Below are 15,184 nucleotides of genomic sequence, written 5' to 3' on the forward strand. Positions count from 1 at the left end.
CGCCGCCCGGGGAGTGGGCGGCGGGCTCGATCGGGCTACTTGCGGGCCAGTCGGCGGGCGGCGGTGTCCATCGCCTGGGCCCGGCGGTCCTCGGCCAGGTCGGCGATCTCCTCCGGGCTGGTGCTGTTCGCCCGCGCGTACTCCTCCGCCATCGCCTGCGAACTCGACCAGCCGCTCCAGTAGTTCTCGGTCCGGCTGAGCCCGGAGCCGTGTTCGAGGGCGGCGGTGTCGGCGGCCAGGGCGTGCGCCGTGTAGATGTCCATCATCCGGCCGGCGGGAACGCCGACGTGCGGGATGTAGCTCAGGATCTGCGCACTCGCGAGGGTCTGGTACTTGCGGTTCCAGGTCGCCTCGGTGACCCCCGCCTCGCGCGCCGCCACGATCGACTCGTCGCGCAGACCGTCCATCGTGCCCAGCGCGTTGAACGCCTGCCGGGCCTCGACGTCCATCGCCGGCAGCGCCCCCGGCGCCTTGACCACCGGGTGTGCGGCCAGCACGCCGGCGGCGTGTTCGACGGTGGCGCCGTGCATCACCGCGAACGCCTCGGGGTCGTTGCCCGCGCCGGTGATCACCCGCATCAGGTCCCGGTCGTGGAACATCGCCCCGTTCTGCCCGTCCTTGGCGACGAGTTGGTCGTACACGCCGTCGCCCATATAGGACGCGACCATGTTGCCGACGCTGTCCCGCAGGTTGGCCGCGAACTTGCCGCGCAGGCCGTCGTCGCCGCCGAGCGTGGCGACCGTGTCCCGCATGATCTGCCGCATCGTCTCGTCGTGCGGGGGATGCGGGCCGCCGGGCAGTCCGTAGCCGCCGCCGGGCGTCTGTCCGGTCGAGGCGGCCTCCAACGCCCGGCCCAACTGGTCGAGTCCGGGCGGGTTGTACCCCTCGGGGATCGGGCCCGCGCCGGCCCAGTCCGGCAACCAGTGCCGCTTGAGCATGTAGCCGACCTCGCCGGGGTGCTTGGCGGGATCGAAGAACTCCTTCGACGCCTCGGGGTTGTTGCCGAAGGCGGCCATCAGGCCGGTCATCGGGTCCAGACCCGCCCCGTGTCCGTCGGCGATGTCGAGCCGGAACCCGTTGTACATCGCGCCCGACGGCGTGTTCTTCATCCATACGGCGGGATCGTCCCGCTCCATGGCGCGCATGTCCTGGCTGATCAAGCGCAGGAAATCGGTGTCCTGATGCCCGGTGTCGAGCAGGGTGCCCAGGAGTTGATATCCGTAGGGCCGAAACGAATACAGCCCGATGTCGGTCTTCTCCCGGCCGGCCCGCATGAGTTCGTCGACCCACGCCCGATCGACGTGCGGCCCGGGGCCCTTTCCGGTACCGGCGGCCAGCACTCGACCGAGGTCGGCCTGGATCGCCTTCAGGTCCTCCTGTAAGCCCTTGGGTGCGTCGCCGCCGCCGAGCTTGGCGATCATCCCCGCCAGCCAGAGCGTGCCGCGCGGACCCTGTTGGTTCAGGAACGGGGTACCGAACGCCGGGTCGTCGGCGTTGGCGGCGAGGAGATTGCGCAGTTCGCCGCGCTCGGCCGGGCTGAGCATCATCAGCCGATTGGCCAGGTCGGTCGCGCGGCGCGCGTCCTGGGCCGGGCCCGCGCCGACCGCCTTGCCGTTGAACTTCTTCGGGTCGTCGCCGCGCGTGTCCGCGTTCAGCGCGAAGGCGGCGCGCTGGTCGGCGGCGGTGGCCTCGGTCAGCGCCCTGCCGATCCGGTCCGCGATGCCCTGCGCCGCCTCCTTGAGCGGTTTGGTCACCGCGTCGTAGTCGTCCGGGGGCAGGTTGCGCGCGTACGACGGCGCGGTCCAGTGCACGCCGCCGCTGTCGTTCACGGTCAACTTCTGGTCGGCCGCGTCGGTGATCGCCTTGGTCAGGTGCTCCTTGGCGGTCTTCAGGTCGCTCGCCGCGTCGAGCAGCACCGTGCGCAGCGCCGCCGCCTCGGTGTGCGCGTCCTCCATCTGGCCGGACATGGCCCGGAGTTCGCCGATCGCGGCGGTGGCCTCGGCGCCCTTCCAGGCGCCGCCGGCGAGCGGAGCGACCACGTCGCGGTCCACGTCGCCGTGCTGGGTGTGCATGCGGTCGGGCAGTGTGGCCCACACCTCGGCCGCGGTGACGAGCGTGCCCAGGTCGACGTCACGCAGGTGGATGAAATCGACCACGTCAGCCTCCGAAGGTCGTGCAGACGGATCCCTCGGTGTTGCGCCATGCGGTCGCCGCGGTGTTCAGGTTCCCGGCCCGGCCGGCGAGGGTGTCGGCGACCGCGATGGTGCGGTCGTGCCACGCGGTGTGCGCGGCGTCCACCGCCTTGGCCAGGTCGAAACCGTCGAGTGCCTTGGTCACCGGTTCGAGTGCGGTGACGCCCTTGAGGCCGGTGGTGCGGAAGTCCCCCGCGATCTCCCGCAGTCGGCCGGCGGCGGTGTCCAACGTGCCGGGCTCGACATGTACGTCGGGTGCCTGCGGTGCGCAACCCGGGCGCGGGTCGGGCCTGTTCGTGGCGGCGAACGTGCTGCCGTCCACCTTCACTCGGGGCAGTCCCGGATTGAGTATCGAGTCGAAATCGGTCGTCATGCCGTAACCCCCGAGTCACCGATGCGATACGCGCCATACATGCGCGATACACGGCCATCCAAGACCACCGGCTCGCCGTGATCAACCGATCCGTGGACATCGCGGGGGGTGATGCCGGATCGGAACCGCGGGCGGGGAGTCGGCCGACGGGCGCCGCTGTTGCGCCGAGCGGGTGGGCCGGGGCGGGGCGGTGGGCGAGGTGCGGGGGGATATGCCCTCCCGGGGTGATCGGATGCGAGAGGCCGGCGCCGGGACGTCCTCGGTCGTCCATCGCGCCGGCCCCGCGTCACCCCCGTTCACCGCCTTCGAGACAAGAGACACGAGACACGAGAAACGAGGAGCCTTCGATGCCCGACTTCGGACCACCGCCCGCGCGCTACGACGACCTGCGAGCGCTGTTCGTGAACTGCACCCTCAAACGTTCCCCGGAGGTCAGCAACACCCAGGGCCTGGTGGACATCAGCCGCGGCATCATGACCCGACACGGGGTCGCGGTCGACGAGTTCCGGGCGGTGGACCACGAGATCGCCACCGGGGTCTGGCCGAACATGCGCGAGCGCGGGTGGCCGAGCGACGAGTGGCCGGAGTTGTACGAGCGGGTGATGGACGCGGACATCCTGGTCCTGGCCGGGCCGATCTGGCTCGGCGACAACAGTTCGGTGCTCAAGCGGGTGGTGGAGCGGCTGTACGCGTGTTCCAGCCTGCTCAACGAGGCCGGGCAGTACGCCTATTACGGGCGGGTCGGCGGTTGTCTGATCACCGGGAACGAGGACGGCGTCAAACACTGCGCGATGAACGTGCTGTACAGCCTTCAGCACCTCGGCTACACCATCCCGCCGCAGGCGGACGCGGGGTGGATGGGCGAGGCCGGGCCGGGGCCGTCGTATCTGGATCCCGGGTCGGGGGGTCCGGACAACGACTTCACCAACCGCAACACCACCTTCATGACCTGGAATCTGCTGCACCTGGCCCGGCTGCTCAAGGACGCGGGTGGGATTCCGGCGTACGGCAACCAGCGGGCGGGGTGGGACGCCGGGTGCCGGTACGACTTCGAGAATCCGGACTATCGCTGAGGGACGGTCAACTCGGCGGGCCGGGCGGGCACGGCGGGTCCGGTGGGCTCGGCAGCACGGCGATCGTGTCCTCGGTCCAGGTGCCGGCCGCGCCCGGGCAGCCGGCGAGGTAGCGGGCGGCGCGCCGGCGGGACCAGCCGTGCGCCTCGCCGAGACCGGCGCTCAGGTGGTGCAGATATGCGGCGGCGGGGGCGTTCCACGGCACATCGGCGCTGCGGGAAGGCGTGGTCAGGGTGAGTATCGGCAGGCCGTCGGCCGTACCGACGCGGACCACCGTCTCGTAGCGGCCCGGGCCGAGGGTCACCCGGCCGGTGGTCGCCATGTCGCCGAGGTCGAGGTCGCGCCCGGGGGCGCGGTGCATCTCCTGTGCGGCGAGGTCGGCGAACTGCCCGAGGGTCAGCAGGTATGCCCGGCCGGGTGTGCGACCCGGGTCCAGCGGGTCGTACAGGGCCATTCCGCCGGTCCAGACCCTCGACTCGAGGGCGAAGTACATCCGGCCCGGTATCACCACCGGCCGCGTCGCGCGCGGTGCGGCCGGATCCCGGCATCCCGGATAGTTCCGGACGCCGCCGGGCGGCCGGCCGCCGCGCAGGTAACAGTCGAGCCGGGCGGCGTGCATGTTGGACCCGTACGCGACATACCACACCAGATCGGAACACACGCCCGGCAGCGTAGCGCGAGTGCGCGGTCACATTCACGGGACGGGGCGCGTCAGTCGGATAACGCAGTCGAGTATCGGGAGGTGGCGGGCGTGGTGTGCGTGAACCGCTACGACCAGACCTACATCGATGCGTGTCGGGCCTCGATCGAGCGCCAGGTCGACACGTATCACGCACTGGCGGCGACGGGGGCGCGGTTGTCCGGCGCGGCCGCGACACGGTTCGAGACGGCGCTGGAGGCGTTCGAGCCGGAGTTCTTCAACAACCTGGTCCTGGCCCTGGACCATTTCTTCGCGAACCGCAGCCGCAGTCTGGAGAAGAAGGACGGCAACCCCGTCAACGAGGTCCGGGTGCTGGCCAGATCGTTGACGGCGCATGCCGGTCGGCTGGTCGGCGACACGCAGATCCGGCTGGATCCCGCGCGGTCCGTCCTGGGATATCGGCTCGGCGACGAGATCGCGCTGTGCGAAGCGCGGTTTCTGCGGCTCGCCAAGGCGTACTTCGCCGAGATCGAGGCCAGATACCGCTGATCCGGTGTGCGGTTTCGGGCCGGTTCGGCCCGGCCTATCCGGCCCGGGCCGCCGCCACCAGCGGTCGTACGTCCCATACCTGCACGTCGGCGACCCGTTGACCCGGACCGAGCAGCGCGGTCAGGGTGCCGGCCAGCTCCGCGCCGTGCGGGTGCCGGGGCAGTACGACCACGTCGGCGCGCCAGCGGGCCAGGTCCTCGCGGGCCTCGCGGCGCTGGTCGTCGGTGATCTCGGGGACCTTGCCCTCGGAGGCGACCCGACCGAGCAGCGCCGAGGTCGGGCTGTAGTCGGCGCCGTACACACCCACCCGGTCGGGACCCCACGGGCCGACGAAGTAGCCCTCCGCGAGCGGGAAGCCCAGGTCGGCCACGCTCTGCCAGTGCAACGCGGACGCCTCGACCACGCTCGGCAGCGGCACCACGACCACCGACCCGTGGTCCACGTACGGGCGCCACCGTCCGTCGGCGAAGAAGGCCGGTACCGGGCGGCGGTCGACGACGTCCAGCGGGGTGGGCGCGATCGGCAGCAGGGCCATGGTCAGCACGCCGGCCCAGATCAGCCGTACCGGCAACTCGCGCTCGGTGACGGGTCGATCCCGGACCGAGGCCAGTACCCGGTCGGTGGCCATCGCCAGCAGGACCGCGATCGCGGGGACGCAGACCATCGCGTACCGGGATTCCAGGATCGATTCGAACAGCGGCAACTTGTTCACCAGCTGCCACGGTCCCGGGATGCCGGTCTTCTCGTGGTCGACCACGATCCGCAGCCCGAGCGAGAGCAGTGCCGCGACCAGGGCGGTGATCGTCGCCGCTCGCGCGACCACCTCGCGGCGCAGCCAGACGACGAGGAATCCGGTGAGGATCATCAGCGGCCAGCCGAAGAACGCGTTCTCCTCGGTCGGGCCCTCGGACAGCGCCGCCGCGCTGCTCCGGTCGCCGGCGAGGGAATCGCTCGCGTACGCGGTGAACGCGGCCAGGTCGTTGCCGGACTCGTGTTCGAGCGAGGAGTAGTGCTGCGGCCCGAAGAACTGCACCCAGAGCGGATACGCCACCAGTGCGAACGACACGGCGGCGGCGATCAGCAGTCCCGTGCCCAGCGGTCGGGCCGCCGCCCGGGCCGCCTCGGGGCGGGCCAGTGCGTAGGCGAACCCGAACACCACCAGGCCGGTGGCGGCGAACACCAGGGGTTCCTCGCCGATGAAGATCTGGAACGCGATCAGCAGCCCGAGCACGATGCCGTTGCGCACCGGCCGTTCGTCGCGCCACAGCCGGATCACCGCGCCGATGATCGGCGGGATCACGAAGAGCACGACGAAGTTCGGATGTGCGTTGCCGTGCGCGACGATCGGCGGCGCGAACCCGCAGAACCCGCCGGCGATCACCGCCGCCGCGCGATGTCGCACGAGGTGGCGGATGAACAGGCGATACCAGGCGAACGCGCTTGCGGCCAGGCCGCCGGTGAGCACCAGTGCCCATGTGCTGGTCGGGCCGAACAGCAGGGTCACCGGGGTCAGCGGTACGCCTAGGCCGAGCATGGCCGTGTTGGCCATCATGTTGACGCCCAGCGGGTGGTTCTGCAGGTCCGAGATCAGCGGATCGCGCAGGTCGCGCACCGCGTCGGCGGTGGCGTCGAAGAACCACTCCCACATGTTCTGGTCCTGGCCGGCGGAGGCCAGGTAGGCGTGATCGAGATCGGCCCAGAGGTCGTGGTAGAGCCAGACGGCGAGCAGGAGGAACCCGACGGCGACCCACCGGTCGCCGGCACGCACGCCGGGTATGCGGCCGCCGCGTATGCCACCGGCGCGCGCGAGGCAGGACGATATGCGGAGCCGGGTCGCGACGGCGGCCATGGATCGGGTCCTTCCGGGGAGATTGCCCGCCATGAGCGCCCAGCGGCGAGAGGATCGCCGGCCATGGTATGAGGGCCGGGCGGCCGAGCGGGCACCGGGGTCGCCGGACGGGTAAATTCGCCGGCTCGGCGCCGGGGCGTCGGCCAGGATGGCGGGATGTCGATCTTTCTGGAGACGCCGCGGCTGGAGTTGCGGGCGTTCGTCGAGTCGGACCTGACGCATCTGGTCGAGTTGGACGGTGACCCGGAGGTCATGCGCTTCATCGACGGCGGGCGGCCGACGTCGGTCGAGGCCGTTCGGGAGCGGGTCCTGCCTCGGTTGCGGCACGTGTACCCGGCGTGGGGCCGGCCGGGCTTCTGGGCCGCGCGGGAGCGGGACGGTGGGCGGTTCGTTGCGTGGTTCGAGCTGCGTCCGCTCGCCGAGAACGGTGTCGACGTGGTCGAGCTGGGATATCGCCTGCGTCGTGACGCGTGGGGGCTGGGCTACGCGACCGAGGGTGCGGGGGCGCTGCTCGACCGAGGCTTCGCCGAGCCGGGACCGCACGAGGTGACCGCGAACACGATGTCCGTGAACCGGGCCTCGCGACGGGTGCTGGAAAAGCTGGGCCTGACCCTGCGACGCACATACTTCGACAACTGGCCCGAGCCGATCGAGGGCTCCGAACACGGCGAGGTCGAATACACGATCACCCGCACCGAATGGCTCCACCGAACCCGACCCACCCCCACCTGACCCGGCGCCACACCCCCACCACCCCCCACCCACCCACCCCGGACCCGCCGGTCCGAAAGCCCACCCACCGCCCGATGGCCGGCTCGCCCGCCTACTCGCCGGCCCGCTTGCCTGGCTCCTCGCTTCCCGCGCGGCGGCCTGCTCGGCTTGCCCGCCTGCTCGCCCCGACCGCCCGGCCGACGGGCTGCCGGAGGGGTGGGTTGTTGCTACCCGTGCCGTTCGTTTGGTCAGGGGGCGTGGGAAGCTGCGTTGTGTGACTGTTCTTGTCGGGATGCCGCTGTTTGTTGGTCGTGAGTCCGAGATGGGGCGGCTTGTCGAGGCGCTTGGCGAGGCCGATGGCGGGGAGCCCCGGGTCGTGTTGCTCACCGGGGAGGCCGGGGTCGGGAAGACCCGGTTGTTGGACGAGTTCTTGGCCGGTGCCGCCGATCGCTCGCAGCCGACCGTGGTCGCGGTCGGGGCCTGTTTCGAACTGGGTGCCGAGGGGCTGCCGTTCGCGCCGTTCTCGGCCATCCTGCGGGCGTTGGCGACCACGCTCGGCGACGACTTCGACGCCGTGGTCGGCGACCGCCGCCGCGAGCTGGCCTGGATCTCGCCGACGCTCGCCGCCGAACCCGTGGTGGGCCCCGCCCCGGAGCGGGCCGGGCTGTACGAGTCCGCGCTGCGCCTGCTGGAGCGCGCCGGCGAGGACCGCACCCTCGTGATCGCCTTCGAGGACCTGCACTGGGCCGACTCGGCCACCCGTGAACTGCTCGCGTTCCTGGTCCGCTCGCTGCGCCGGGGACGGATCCTGCTGGTCGGCACGCTGCGCGCGGACGCGATGGACCGCAGCCACCCGATGCGCCGCCTGGTCGCCGAGCTGGAACGCATCCGCTCGGTGGCCCGGGTGGAGCTGGGCCGGCTCACCCTGCCGCAGGTGGAGAGGCACCTCACCGGCCTGCTCGGCGAGACCCCCTCGCGCGCCCTCACCCGGCAGGTGTTCGAACGCTCCGAGGGCAACGCGTTCTTCGTCGAGGAACTGGCCGCCGGCATCCGCGACGGGCGGCTCACCGACCTGTCCGACACGCTCCGCGACCTGCTCCTGATCCGGATCGAACAACTGCCCGAACAGGCCCGCCGTGTGGTTCGGCTGGCCGCCGTCGGCGGCATCGGCGTGGAGCACCGGCTGCTCGCCGAGGTGGCCGGTCTCGACCCGGACACCCTGGAGACGGCGCTGCGCGCGGCCGTGTCGGGGCACGTCCTGGTCTCCGACGCGGACGGCGAGGGCTACACCTTCCGGCACGCGCTCGTCGGCGAGGCGGCGCTCGGCGACCTGCTGCCCGGCGAGCGCACCCGGATGTACGCGGCGTTCGCCCGGGCCCACGACGCCCTGGTGGAGCGCGGCGAACTGTCCCCGCACCGCGACCACGTGGAGCGCCGGGCCCGCTACTGGACCGCCGCCGGTCGTCCCGCCGAGGCACTGCCCGCGAGCCTGACCGCGGCTGTCGCCGCCGCCGACCGGTACGCCTTCGGCGAGGCGCGGGAGCTGTACGAGCGGGCGATCGCGATGTGGGACATGGTCCCCGACCCGGAGGAGTCCACCGGCACCACGCTCGCACAGGTCCTGGACGGTGCCATCGTCGCGGCCCGCTACGACAACTCCGGCGATCGTGAACTCGCCCTGTTGCGCCACGCGTTGGACCTCGTCGACGAGGAGCGCGACCCGCTCCGGGCGGCGCTGCTGTGGACCCAGCGGGCGAAGTCGCTGAACCGGCTGGGCCGCGGCTCCGGCATGGTCGAACTGGAGCACGCCGAAAGCCTGTTGCAGGACCGACCCGACTCGATCGAGTACGCGGGCGTGGCCCTGCGCAGCGCCCGCGCCCACTTCCTGGAGGGGCACGTCCAGGAGGCCCTGCAGATCGCCCGGCAGGTCCTGGAGATCGCCCGCCGGCTCGACGACCAGGACATGATCGCCGGCACGCTCCAGGCGCTGTCCTGGTTCCTGACCGGGTCCGGCGAGCCGGACGAGACGCAGGCACTCGCGTACGGCATCGAGGCGGTCCGCGTCGCGGAGGCGGCGACGGGCGGCAAGCCGGACACGCTGATCTACGTGCTCGGCAACTGGGCCTCCGTCCTGGAGGGCGTCGGCCGGCACGAGGAGTCGGTCGCCGCGCTCCACCGCGCGCTCGACCTGTCCCGGGAACGTGGCGTGGTCCGCAACACCGGCGCGTTCCTCCTGGGCAACCTCGCGGAGAGCCTGTTCTCGCTCGGCCGCTGGAACGAGGTGGCCCGGACGGTGGACGACATCCGCGAGCACAACGCCGACGGCTGCGCCACCGGCCACGCCGAACGCATGCTGGCCATGACCCACCTGGTCCGCGGCGACATCGCCGAGGCGGCGGCCCCGCTGACCCACGCGCGCGAGAGCGCACGCGGCAGGCACCAGGAGGCGCAACACCGCATCCCGCAGTCCGGCGCCGCGATCGCGCTGGCCCGCGCGCAGGGCCGGCGCGCCGAGGTGGTCGAGATCCTGGACGCGGAACTGCGGGCCGGCTTCGGCGTCGGCAACCAGCGGTTCGCCTTCCCGCTGCTGATCGAGGCGGCCCGCGCGTACGGCGACGACGAGCCGACCGAGGCGATCCGCGCCGACCTCGCCCGGATCCGGGCGGCCGGCGCGGCGCTGGCCCAGGACTGCGCGCTGGACCGCACCCAGGCACGCACCCTGACCGCGTGCCTGGACCGCGTCGAGGGCACCGACACCGTGGACCGATGGCGCGAGGTGGTGGCGGGCTGGGAGGCGACCACGCAGCCCTATCCCACCGCGCAGGCACAGGCCGACCTCGGCGCCGCGCTTGTCGCCGCCGGCGAGCGGGCGGCCGCCGCCGAGGTGCTCGGCCGGGCCCACGAGACGGCGGTGCGCCTGGGTGCCGTGCCGCTGCGCGAACGTATCGAACTGCTCGCCCGACGGGCCCGACTCGAACCTTTCGGCCGCGCCGGCGCGAGCCCGGCCGCGGCCCGATCGGCGCACCAGGCGGGCGATCTGACGCCCCGTGAGCAGGAGGTGCTGGGCCTGCTCGTGGACGGGCGGAGCAACCGGCAGATCGCCGAGACGTTGTTCATCAGCGTCAAGACGGCGAGCGTGCACGTGTCCAACATCCTGGCCAAGTTGGAGGTGGCCACCCGCGGCGAGGCCGCCGCGCTGGCCCACCGGATGCGGCTGCTGGACGACTGACCCGGCGCCGACGAACCTCGGCAACCCGATACCGATCACACCGAGCGGGGTGTCCGGGGCCGGTTGCACGGGCTATACATGACCCGTCGATGGTTCGGGGGCAGTCGTCGGGGGGCGCTCATGGCAGGGCACGGGATCCGGGTCGCGGCGTGCGATGTGGAGCGAACGGTCGGCGGGCGGACCGTGCTTCGCGGCGTCTCGATGGTCGCCGAGGCCGGTGAGGTGTCGGCGATCGCGGGCGGCAGCGGGTCGGGCAAGACCACGCTCCTGGACACCCTGGCCGGGATCCGGGCGCCGAGTGCGGGCGAGGTGCGGCACGACGGTGGGCGGCCCGACGCGCGCGGCCTGGGCTATGTCCCGCAGGACGACATCCTGCACCGCGCGCTGCCGTTGGCGCACAGCCTGCGCTACGCGGCGGCGCTGCGCGCACCGGCCGACGAGGGGCCGGCCGACGCCGTCGAGCGCACCCTGGCCGCGCTCGGGCTGACCGCGCGCGCGGGTCAGCGGGTGGGCACGCTCAGCGGCGGCGAGCGCAAGCGGGCCAGCATCGCGGTGGAGTTGCTGACCCGGCCCAGGGTGTTGTTCCTGGACGAGCCGACGTCCGGCCTGGATCCGGCCGCCGCAGCCGAACTGATGGACCTGCTGCACGAGTTGGCCCGCGCGGGCACCACCGTCGTGCTCACCACACACGCCCCGGCCGACCTGGCCCGCTGCGACCGGGTGGCGTTCCTGGCGCCCGACGGACGGCCCGCCTACGTCGGCGATCCCCGGGCGATGTGCGCGCACTTCGGCGTGGCGACCGAGGCCGACGTGTACGCCGCGGTGGCGTCCCGAGGGGCGAGCGTGGACGCGGGCCGTGAGCCGGAACTGCTGCTCGAACCCGAAGTGGGCGCTCTGGAACCGGAGTTGGAGCGGACAGCCGGACCGGGAGGCAGGTCGGGCCCGGTCGCCGGGTCGGTGCCCACACCCGATTACCCGGCCGAGCCACGTTCCGCCGCCCCGAAACCCCCGGCAGTCCGCAGGCCGGGCCCGGCCCGTGGCGCCGGAAAGGCCGATCACCCGCTGCGCCAATGGTCGATCCTGGCCCGCCGCGATCTCGAACTGATCACCCGGGACCGGCTGACCGCCGCGATGCTGATCGGCTCGCCGCTGGTGATCGTGGCCATGTTCGCGATGCTCTTTCGCCCCGGCGCCTTCGACCCGCTCGCGCCGAGCCCGTCCGGAGCGGCGATGATCCTGTTCTGGATCGCGTTCGGCGGCTTCTTCTTCGGGCTGACCTACGGGCTGTTGCAGATCTGCGTGGAACTGCCGATCGTGCGCCGCGAACGGCTGACCGTGCTGCGGATCGGGCCGTACCTCGCGGCCAAGTTCACCGTGCTGCTCCCGATTCTGGTACTGGCCGACGTACTGCTGCTCGCCGTGCTGCGCGGGATGAACCGGCTGCCCGCCGCGTCCTGGAGCGTGTACGGATCCCTCCTGGTGACGCTGCTGCTCGCCTCGGCCGCGGCGCTCGCGCTCGGGCTGCTGACCTCCGCCGCGGTGACCGAAGTGGGCCAGGCCACGCTGATGTTGCCGTTGCTGTGTTTTCCCCAGGTGCTCTTCTCCGGCGCGTTCGTCCCGGTGCCCCGGATGCCCGCGATCGGACACACCCTCAGCTACGCGATGACCAACCGGTGGGCGTTCGAGGCCCTGGGCAGCGACCTGGACCTGTCCGGCCGCTGGGCGCACAGCCGTTCCCCGCTCGGACCGCCGCTGCTCGCCTCGTACGGGGACAGCTTCGACCACTCGCCACTGCTCGGCTGGGCGGTACTCGCGGGCTGCGCCGCGCTGTTCGTGGCCGCGACCTGCGTCGTGCTGGCCCGCCGCTGCCCCCGGGCCGGGCGGTGAGCGTGCGCGGGCGTGGTCAACAGCGCAGGCGCGGGGCCAGTCCGTTCGGGTCGACCGCTCGGTCGCGGTAGGCGCGGACCAGGAAGTCGAGGAAGGCGTCCACGTCGGCGCGGGTGGACGGCAGGCCGAGCGAGACCCGGACCGCGCCGCCGGAGGGCAGACCGAGCCGGGTCAGATAGTCGTCGAGGGTGCCGCCGGACGCGGCGGTGCGCAACACCGCGCCGCGCAGCGTGCGTCGGCCGATCGCGAACGCCGCCTCGCCCGCGCCGGGATTGCAGAAGCAGCCGGTGCGCACGCAGATCCGGGCGGCGGCGGTGTCACGCGCCACGACCCGCTCGTCCACCACGTGCCCGGCGGCGTCCAGGACGTTGAGCGCCACCGTCGCACCCCGCTCGTCCGTCGTGCCCGGCCCGTACACCCGCACCAGCGGCTCGCCGCCGTGATGGTGCAACTCGGCCAATCCGGCCAGCAGATGCGCGGTCAACGCGGCGACCCGCTCGTGGATCGCCGTCATCCCCACCTCCTCGACCCAGGCCAGGCCCTGCGCCACGTCGGGAACGGCCAGGAAGTTGAGCGTGCCGTCCTCGTACGCGGACTCGTCGTCGGCCATGCGATGCCAGCCGCCCTGCGCACTGACCGCCTCGATCGTGCCGCCGGCGAACCACGGCCGACGCAGCCGGGCCAGCGCGTCCCGACGCGCGATCAGCGCGCCCACGCCGGTCGGGTAGCCGAACACCTTGTACCAGCTGACGGCGACGAACTCCGGTTGTACGACGGCCAGATCGAGCACGTTGGTGGGGGCGTACGCGGCGGCGTCGAGCAGTACCTCCCAGCCGTGCTCGTGGGCGACGTCGATCCACTCCAGGGGGTGGCGTACGCCGGTGAAGTTGCTCTGCGCGGGGAACGCGAACAGGCCCCGGCGGCGGGCCAGCGTGGCGCGTAATCGTTCGCCGTCCAGGCGCAGTTCGGGACCGGACAGGCCGATGTACTCGGTGCGCGCGCCCCGGGCGCGAGCGTACTCGCGGATCCCGTTCACCGAGTTGTGGTTGTCGATCGGCAGGACGAACCGGGTGCCGCGCCGGAACGGGTAGGCCTCGCCGACCAGTCGGCAGGCGCCGGTGGCGTTCGCGGTGAACACCGCCGCGTAGCGGTCCGGATCGGCGTTGAAGTGCGCCAGGATCGCCCGGCGGGTGTGCTCGACCAGGTCCGTGGAGGCGACCGACGCCGGGTGTTCGGAGTGCGGATTGCCGTAGGTACGGCCCGCCATGCGTGCGGCGTGCGCCTGCCACTGGCGGCGTGCGGCCAGGCCGGCGCCGGTGTGGTCGAGGTAGACGAGGCCCTGGTCGTCGAGGTAGCCGTATTCCGTACGGCGGATCGCCTCGAAGTCCGGCGGTCCGGTCGGCTCGGCGCTTCCCACGGTCCCCACCTCCCCCGAATGTCCGAGTCTCGCGCCCTCGCGGAGCGCACGTCAACGGGTGCGACCGCGTGTTCCGGATGCCCGTTCTCACCCCTGATGGCGGTTCCGCGCCAACCATCCTCTAGGGTGAGGCAAGGTAAGCCTTACCTGAACACAGGTGGGTCGATCGCCGCCGTACCACGGCGTTCGACCCGCGTCCCCCACGCGCCAAGGAACCAGCACCCATGCCGATACCCCGCCGCCGGATCGCCGCCGTCGCCGTGACCCTGTCCGCCGCCCTGCTCACCGGGGCCTGCGGCAGCTCGGACTCGTCCGACGGGAACAAGGGCGGCAAGCCCGCCGTCGCCGCCGGCGGCAAGGAGTTCGGCAACGCCGGCCAGGTCACCACAGGCCTGGGCACCGACGCGGCGCCGGGGCAGTACCCGCGCACCATCCGTACCGCGATGGGCGACGTGGTCCTGAAGGAGCGGCCGAAGCGGGTCGTCGTGCTGGACACCGGCGAGTTGGACAACGTCGCCGCGCTCGGTGTGCAGCCGGTCGGCGTCGCGTTCACCGACGGCTCCCAGGAACTGCCCGCCTACTTGGAGGGCAAGGCCGGCAAGCCGGCCAAGGTCGGCACGATCAACAGCCTCAACCTCGAGGCGATCGAGAACCTGAAGCCCGACCTGATCCTGGGCAGCAAGCTGCGCGCCGAACAGCAGTACGCCACGCTGGCCAAGATCGCGCCGACCGTGTTCTCCGTGCGCCCCGGCTACACCTGGAAGGAGAACTTCCTGCTCAACGCCGCGGCGCTGGACAAGACCGCCGAGGCGAAGCAGCAGCTGGACGCCTACCAGGCCCGGGCCAAGGCGCTCGGCGAGAAGCTCGGTCCGAACAAGCCGACCATCTCGATGGTGCGGTTCATGCCGGGCAAGATCCGCCTGTACGCGAACAAGTCGCTGATCGGCACGGTGCTCCAGGACGTCGGCCTGCCGCGCCCGGCCAACCAGAACATCGACGACCTGGCGGTGGAGCTGTCCGAGGAGCGGATCACCGAGGCGGACGCCGACCGGATCTTCGTCGGCACCTACGGCCCGGCGGACAAGACCGCGCAGGGCAGGGTCACCGACAACCCGCTGTGGAAGAAGCTCGGCGCGGTGGAGAAGGGCAAGGCCGTCACCGTCCCCGACGAGACCTGGTACCTCGGCCTCGGCGTGGTCGCGGCGAACTCGATCCTGGGCGACCTGGAGAAGAACCTGGCCGGCTGAGGCCGCTCCCACCGCGC

Annotated in this window: 11 protein-coding genes; 6 read left to right on the plus strand and 5 right to left on the minus strand. The window is 72.2% G+C overall.

What is annotated here, in order from left to right; translation table 11 throughout:
- Window positions 1-35: 35 nt before the first annotated feature.
- Together ACMXN5_RS41110 and ACMXN5_RS41115 are read right to left on the minus strand one after the other, a co-directional pair.
- Complete coding sequence (locus ACMXN5_RS41110; protein WP_439679989.1) at window positions 36-2,156, minus strand: hypothetical protein; 2,121 nt, start codon at window positions 2,154-2,156, stop codon at window positions 36-38.
- Between the two features lies 1 nt (window position 2,157).
- Complete coding sequence (locus tag ACMXN5_RS41115) at window positions 2,158-2,565, minus strand: WXG100 family type VII secretion target (protein ID WP_439679990.1); 408 nt, start codon at window positions 2,563-2,565, stop codon at window positions 2,158-2,160.
- A gap of 347 nt (window positions 2,566-2,912) precedes the next feature.
- Here ACMXN5_RS41115 and ACMXN5_RS41120 point away from each other — a divergent pair, with 347 nt between their 5' ends.
- Window positions 2,913-3,638, plus strand: coding sequence for a flavodoxin family protein (locus tag ACMXN5_RS41120; protein ID WP_439679991.1), 726 nt, complete (start codon window positions 2,913-2,915; stop codon window positions 3,636-3,638).
- 7 nt (window positions 3,639-3,645) lie between these two features.
- Here ACMXN5_RS41120 and ACMXN5_RS41125 read toward each other — a convergent pair whose 3' ends face one another.
- Window positions 3,646-4,299: a histone deacetylase gene (locus tag ACMXN5_RS41125; RefSeq protein WP_439679992.1), complete on the minus strand. Its 654-nt coding sequence runs from the start codon at window positions 4,297-4,299 to the stop codon at window positions 3,646-3,648.
- Window positions 4,300-4,389: 90 nt separating this feature from the next.
- On the opposite strand from ACMXN5_RS41125, the gene ACMXN5_RS41130 reads away from it, so the two are divergent.
- Window positions 4,390-4,827 carry a hypothetical protein gene (locus ACMXN5_RS41130; RefSeq protein WP_439679993.1) on the plus strand — a complete coding sequence of 146 codons (438 nt, stop codon included), beginning with the start codon at window positions 4,390-4,392 and terminating at the stop codon, window positions 4,825-4,827.
- A 34-nt stretch (window positions 4,828-4,861) separates the two neighbouring features.
- On the opposite strand, the gene ACMXN5_RS41135 is transcribed toward ACMXN5_RS41130, so the two are convergent.
- Window positions 4,862-6,676, minus strand: a complete 1,815-nt coding sequence (locus ACMXN5_RS41135; protein WP_439679994.1) for a glycosyl transferase — start codon at window positions 6,674-6,676, stop codon at window positions 4,862-4,864.
- A gap of 156 nt (window positions 6,677-6,832) precedes the next feature.
- On the opposite strand from ACMXN5_RS41135, the gene ACMXN5_RS41140 reads away from it, so the two are divergent.
- From ACMXN5_RS41140 to ACMXN5_RS41150, 3 genes are all read left to right on the plus strand, one after another.
- A complete protein-coding gene (locus ACMXN5_RS41140; protein WP_439679995.1) occupies window positions 6,833-7,408 on the plus strand; it encodes a GNAT family N-acetyltransferase in 576 nt (191 codons plus the stop codon).
- 271 nt (window positions 7,409-7,679) lie between these two features.
- The gene (locus ACMXN5_RS41145; protein WP_439681389.1) at window positions 7,680-10,616 is read left to right on the plus strand and encodes a helix-turn-helix transcriptional regulator; all 2,937 of its coding nucleotides are present in this window, start codon (window positions 7,680-7,682) and stop codon (window positions 10,614-10,616) included.
- Between the two features lie 120 nt (window positions 10,617-10,736).
- Window positions 10,737-12,503, plus strand: coding sequence for an ATP-binding cassette domain-containing protein (locus ACMXN5_RS41150; RefSeq protein ID WP_439679996.1), 1,767 nt, complete (start codon window positions 10,737-10,739; stop codon window positions 12,501-12,503).
- A 16-nt stretch (window positions 12,504-12,519) separates the two neighbouring features.
- Here the strand turns inward: ACMXN5_RS41150 and ACMXN5_RS41155 are convergent, their stop codons facing one another.
- The gene (locus ACMXN5_RS41155) at window positions 12,520-13,920 is read right to left on the minus strand and encodes an aminotransferase class V-fold PLP-dependent enzyme (RefSeq protein ID WP_439679997.1); all 1,401 of its coding nucleotides are present in this window, start codon (window positions 13,918-13,920) and stop codon (window positions 12,520-12,522) included.
- Window positions 13,921-14,144: 224 nt separating this feature from the next.
- Between ACMXN5_RS41155 and ACMXN5_RS41160 the strand changes: the two genes are divergently transcribed.
- A complete protein-coding gene (locus tag ACMXN5_RS41160; RefSeq protein WP_395796219.1) occupies window positions 14,145-15,167 on the plus strand; it encodes an ABC transporter substrate-binding protein in 1,023 nt (340 codons plus the stop codon).
- The last annotated feature ends 17 nt before the right edge of the window (window positions 15,168-15,184 follow it).

The sequence above is a fragment of the Embleya australiensis genome, from assembly GCF_051903075.1.
Lineage (GTDB): Bacteria > Actinomycetota > Actinomycetes > Streptomycetales > Streptomycetaceae > Embleya.

Excerpts from the sequence above, each read along its gene's own strand:
- ACMXN5_RS41150 (WP_439679996.1), top strand. The coding sequence starts at position 10,737 with ATGGCAGGGCACGGGATCCGGGTCGCGGCGTGCGATGTGGAGCGAACG.
- ACMXN5_RS41115 (WP_439679990.1), bottom strand. The coding sequence starts at position 2,565 with ATGACGACCGATTTCGACTCGATACTCAATCCGGGACTGCCCCGAGTG.
- ACMXN5_RS41145 (WP_439681389.1), top strand. The coding sequence starts at position 7,680 with ATGCCGCTGTTTGTTGGTCGTGAGTCCGAGATGGGGCGGCTTGTCGAG.
- ACMXN5_RS41135 (WP_439679994.1), bottom strand. The coding sequence starts at position 6,676 with ATGGCCGCCGTCGCGACCCGGCTCCGCATATCGTCCTGCCTCGCGCGC.
- ACMXN5_RS41120 (WP_439679991.1), top strand. The coding sequence starts at position 2,913 with ATGCCCGACTTCGGACCACCGCCCGCGCGCTACGACGACCTGCGAGCG.
- ACMXN5_RS41160 (WP_395796219.1), top strand. The coding sequence starts at position 14,145 with ATGCCGATACCCCGCCGCCGGATCGCCGCCGTCGCCGTGACCCTGTCC.
- ACMXN5_RS41140 (WP_439679995.1), top strand. The coding sequence starts at position 6,833 with ATGTCGATCTTTCTGGAGACGCCGCGGCTGGAGTTGCGGGCGTTCGTC.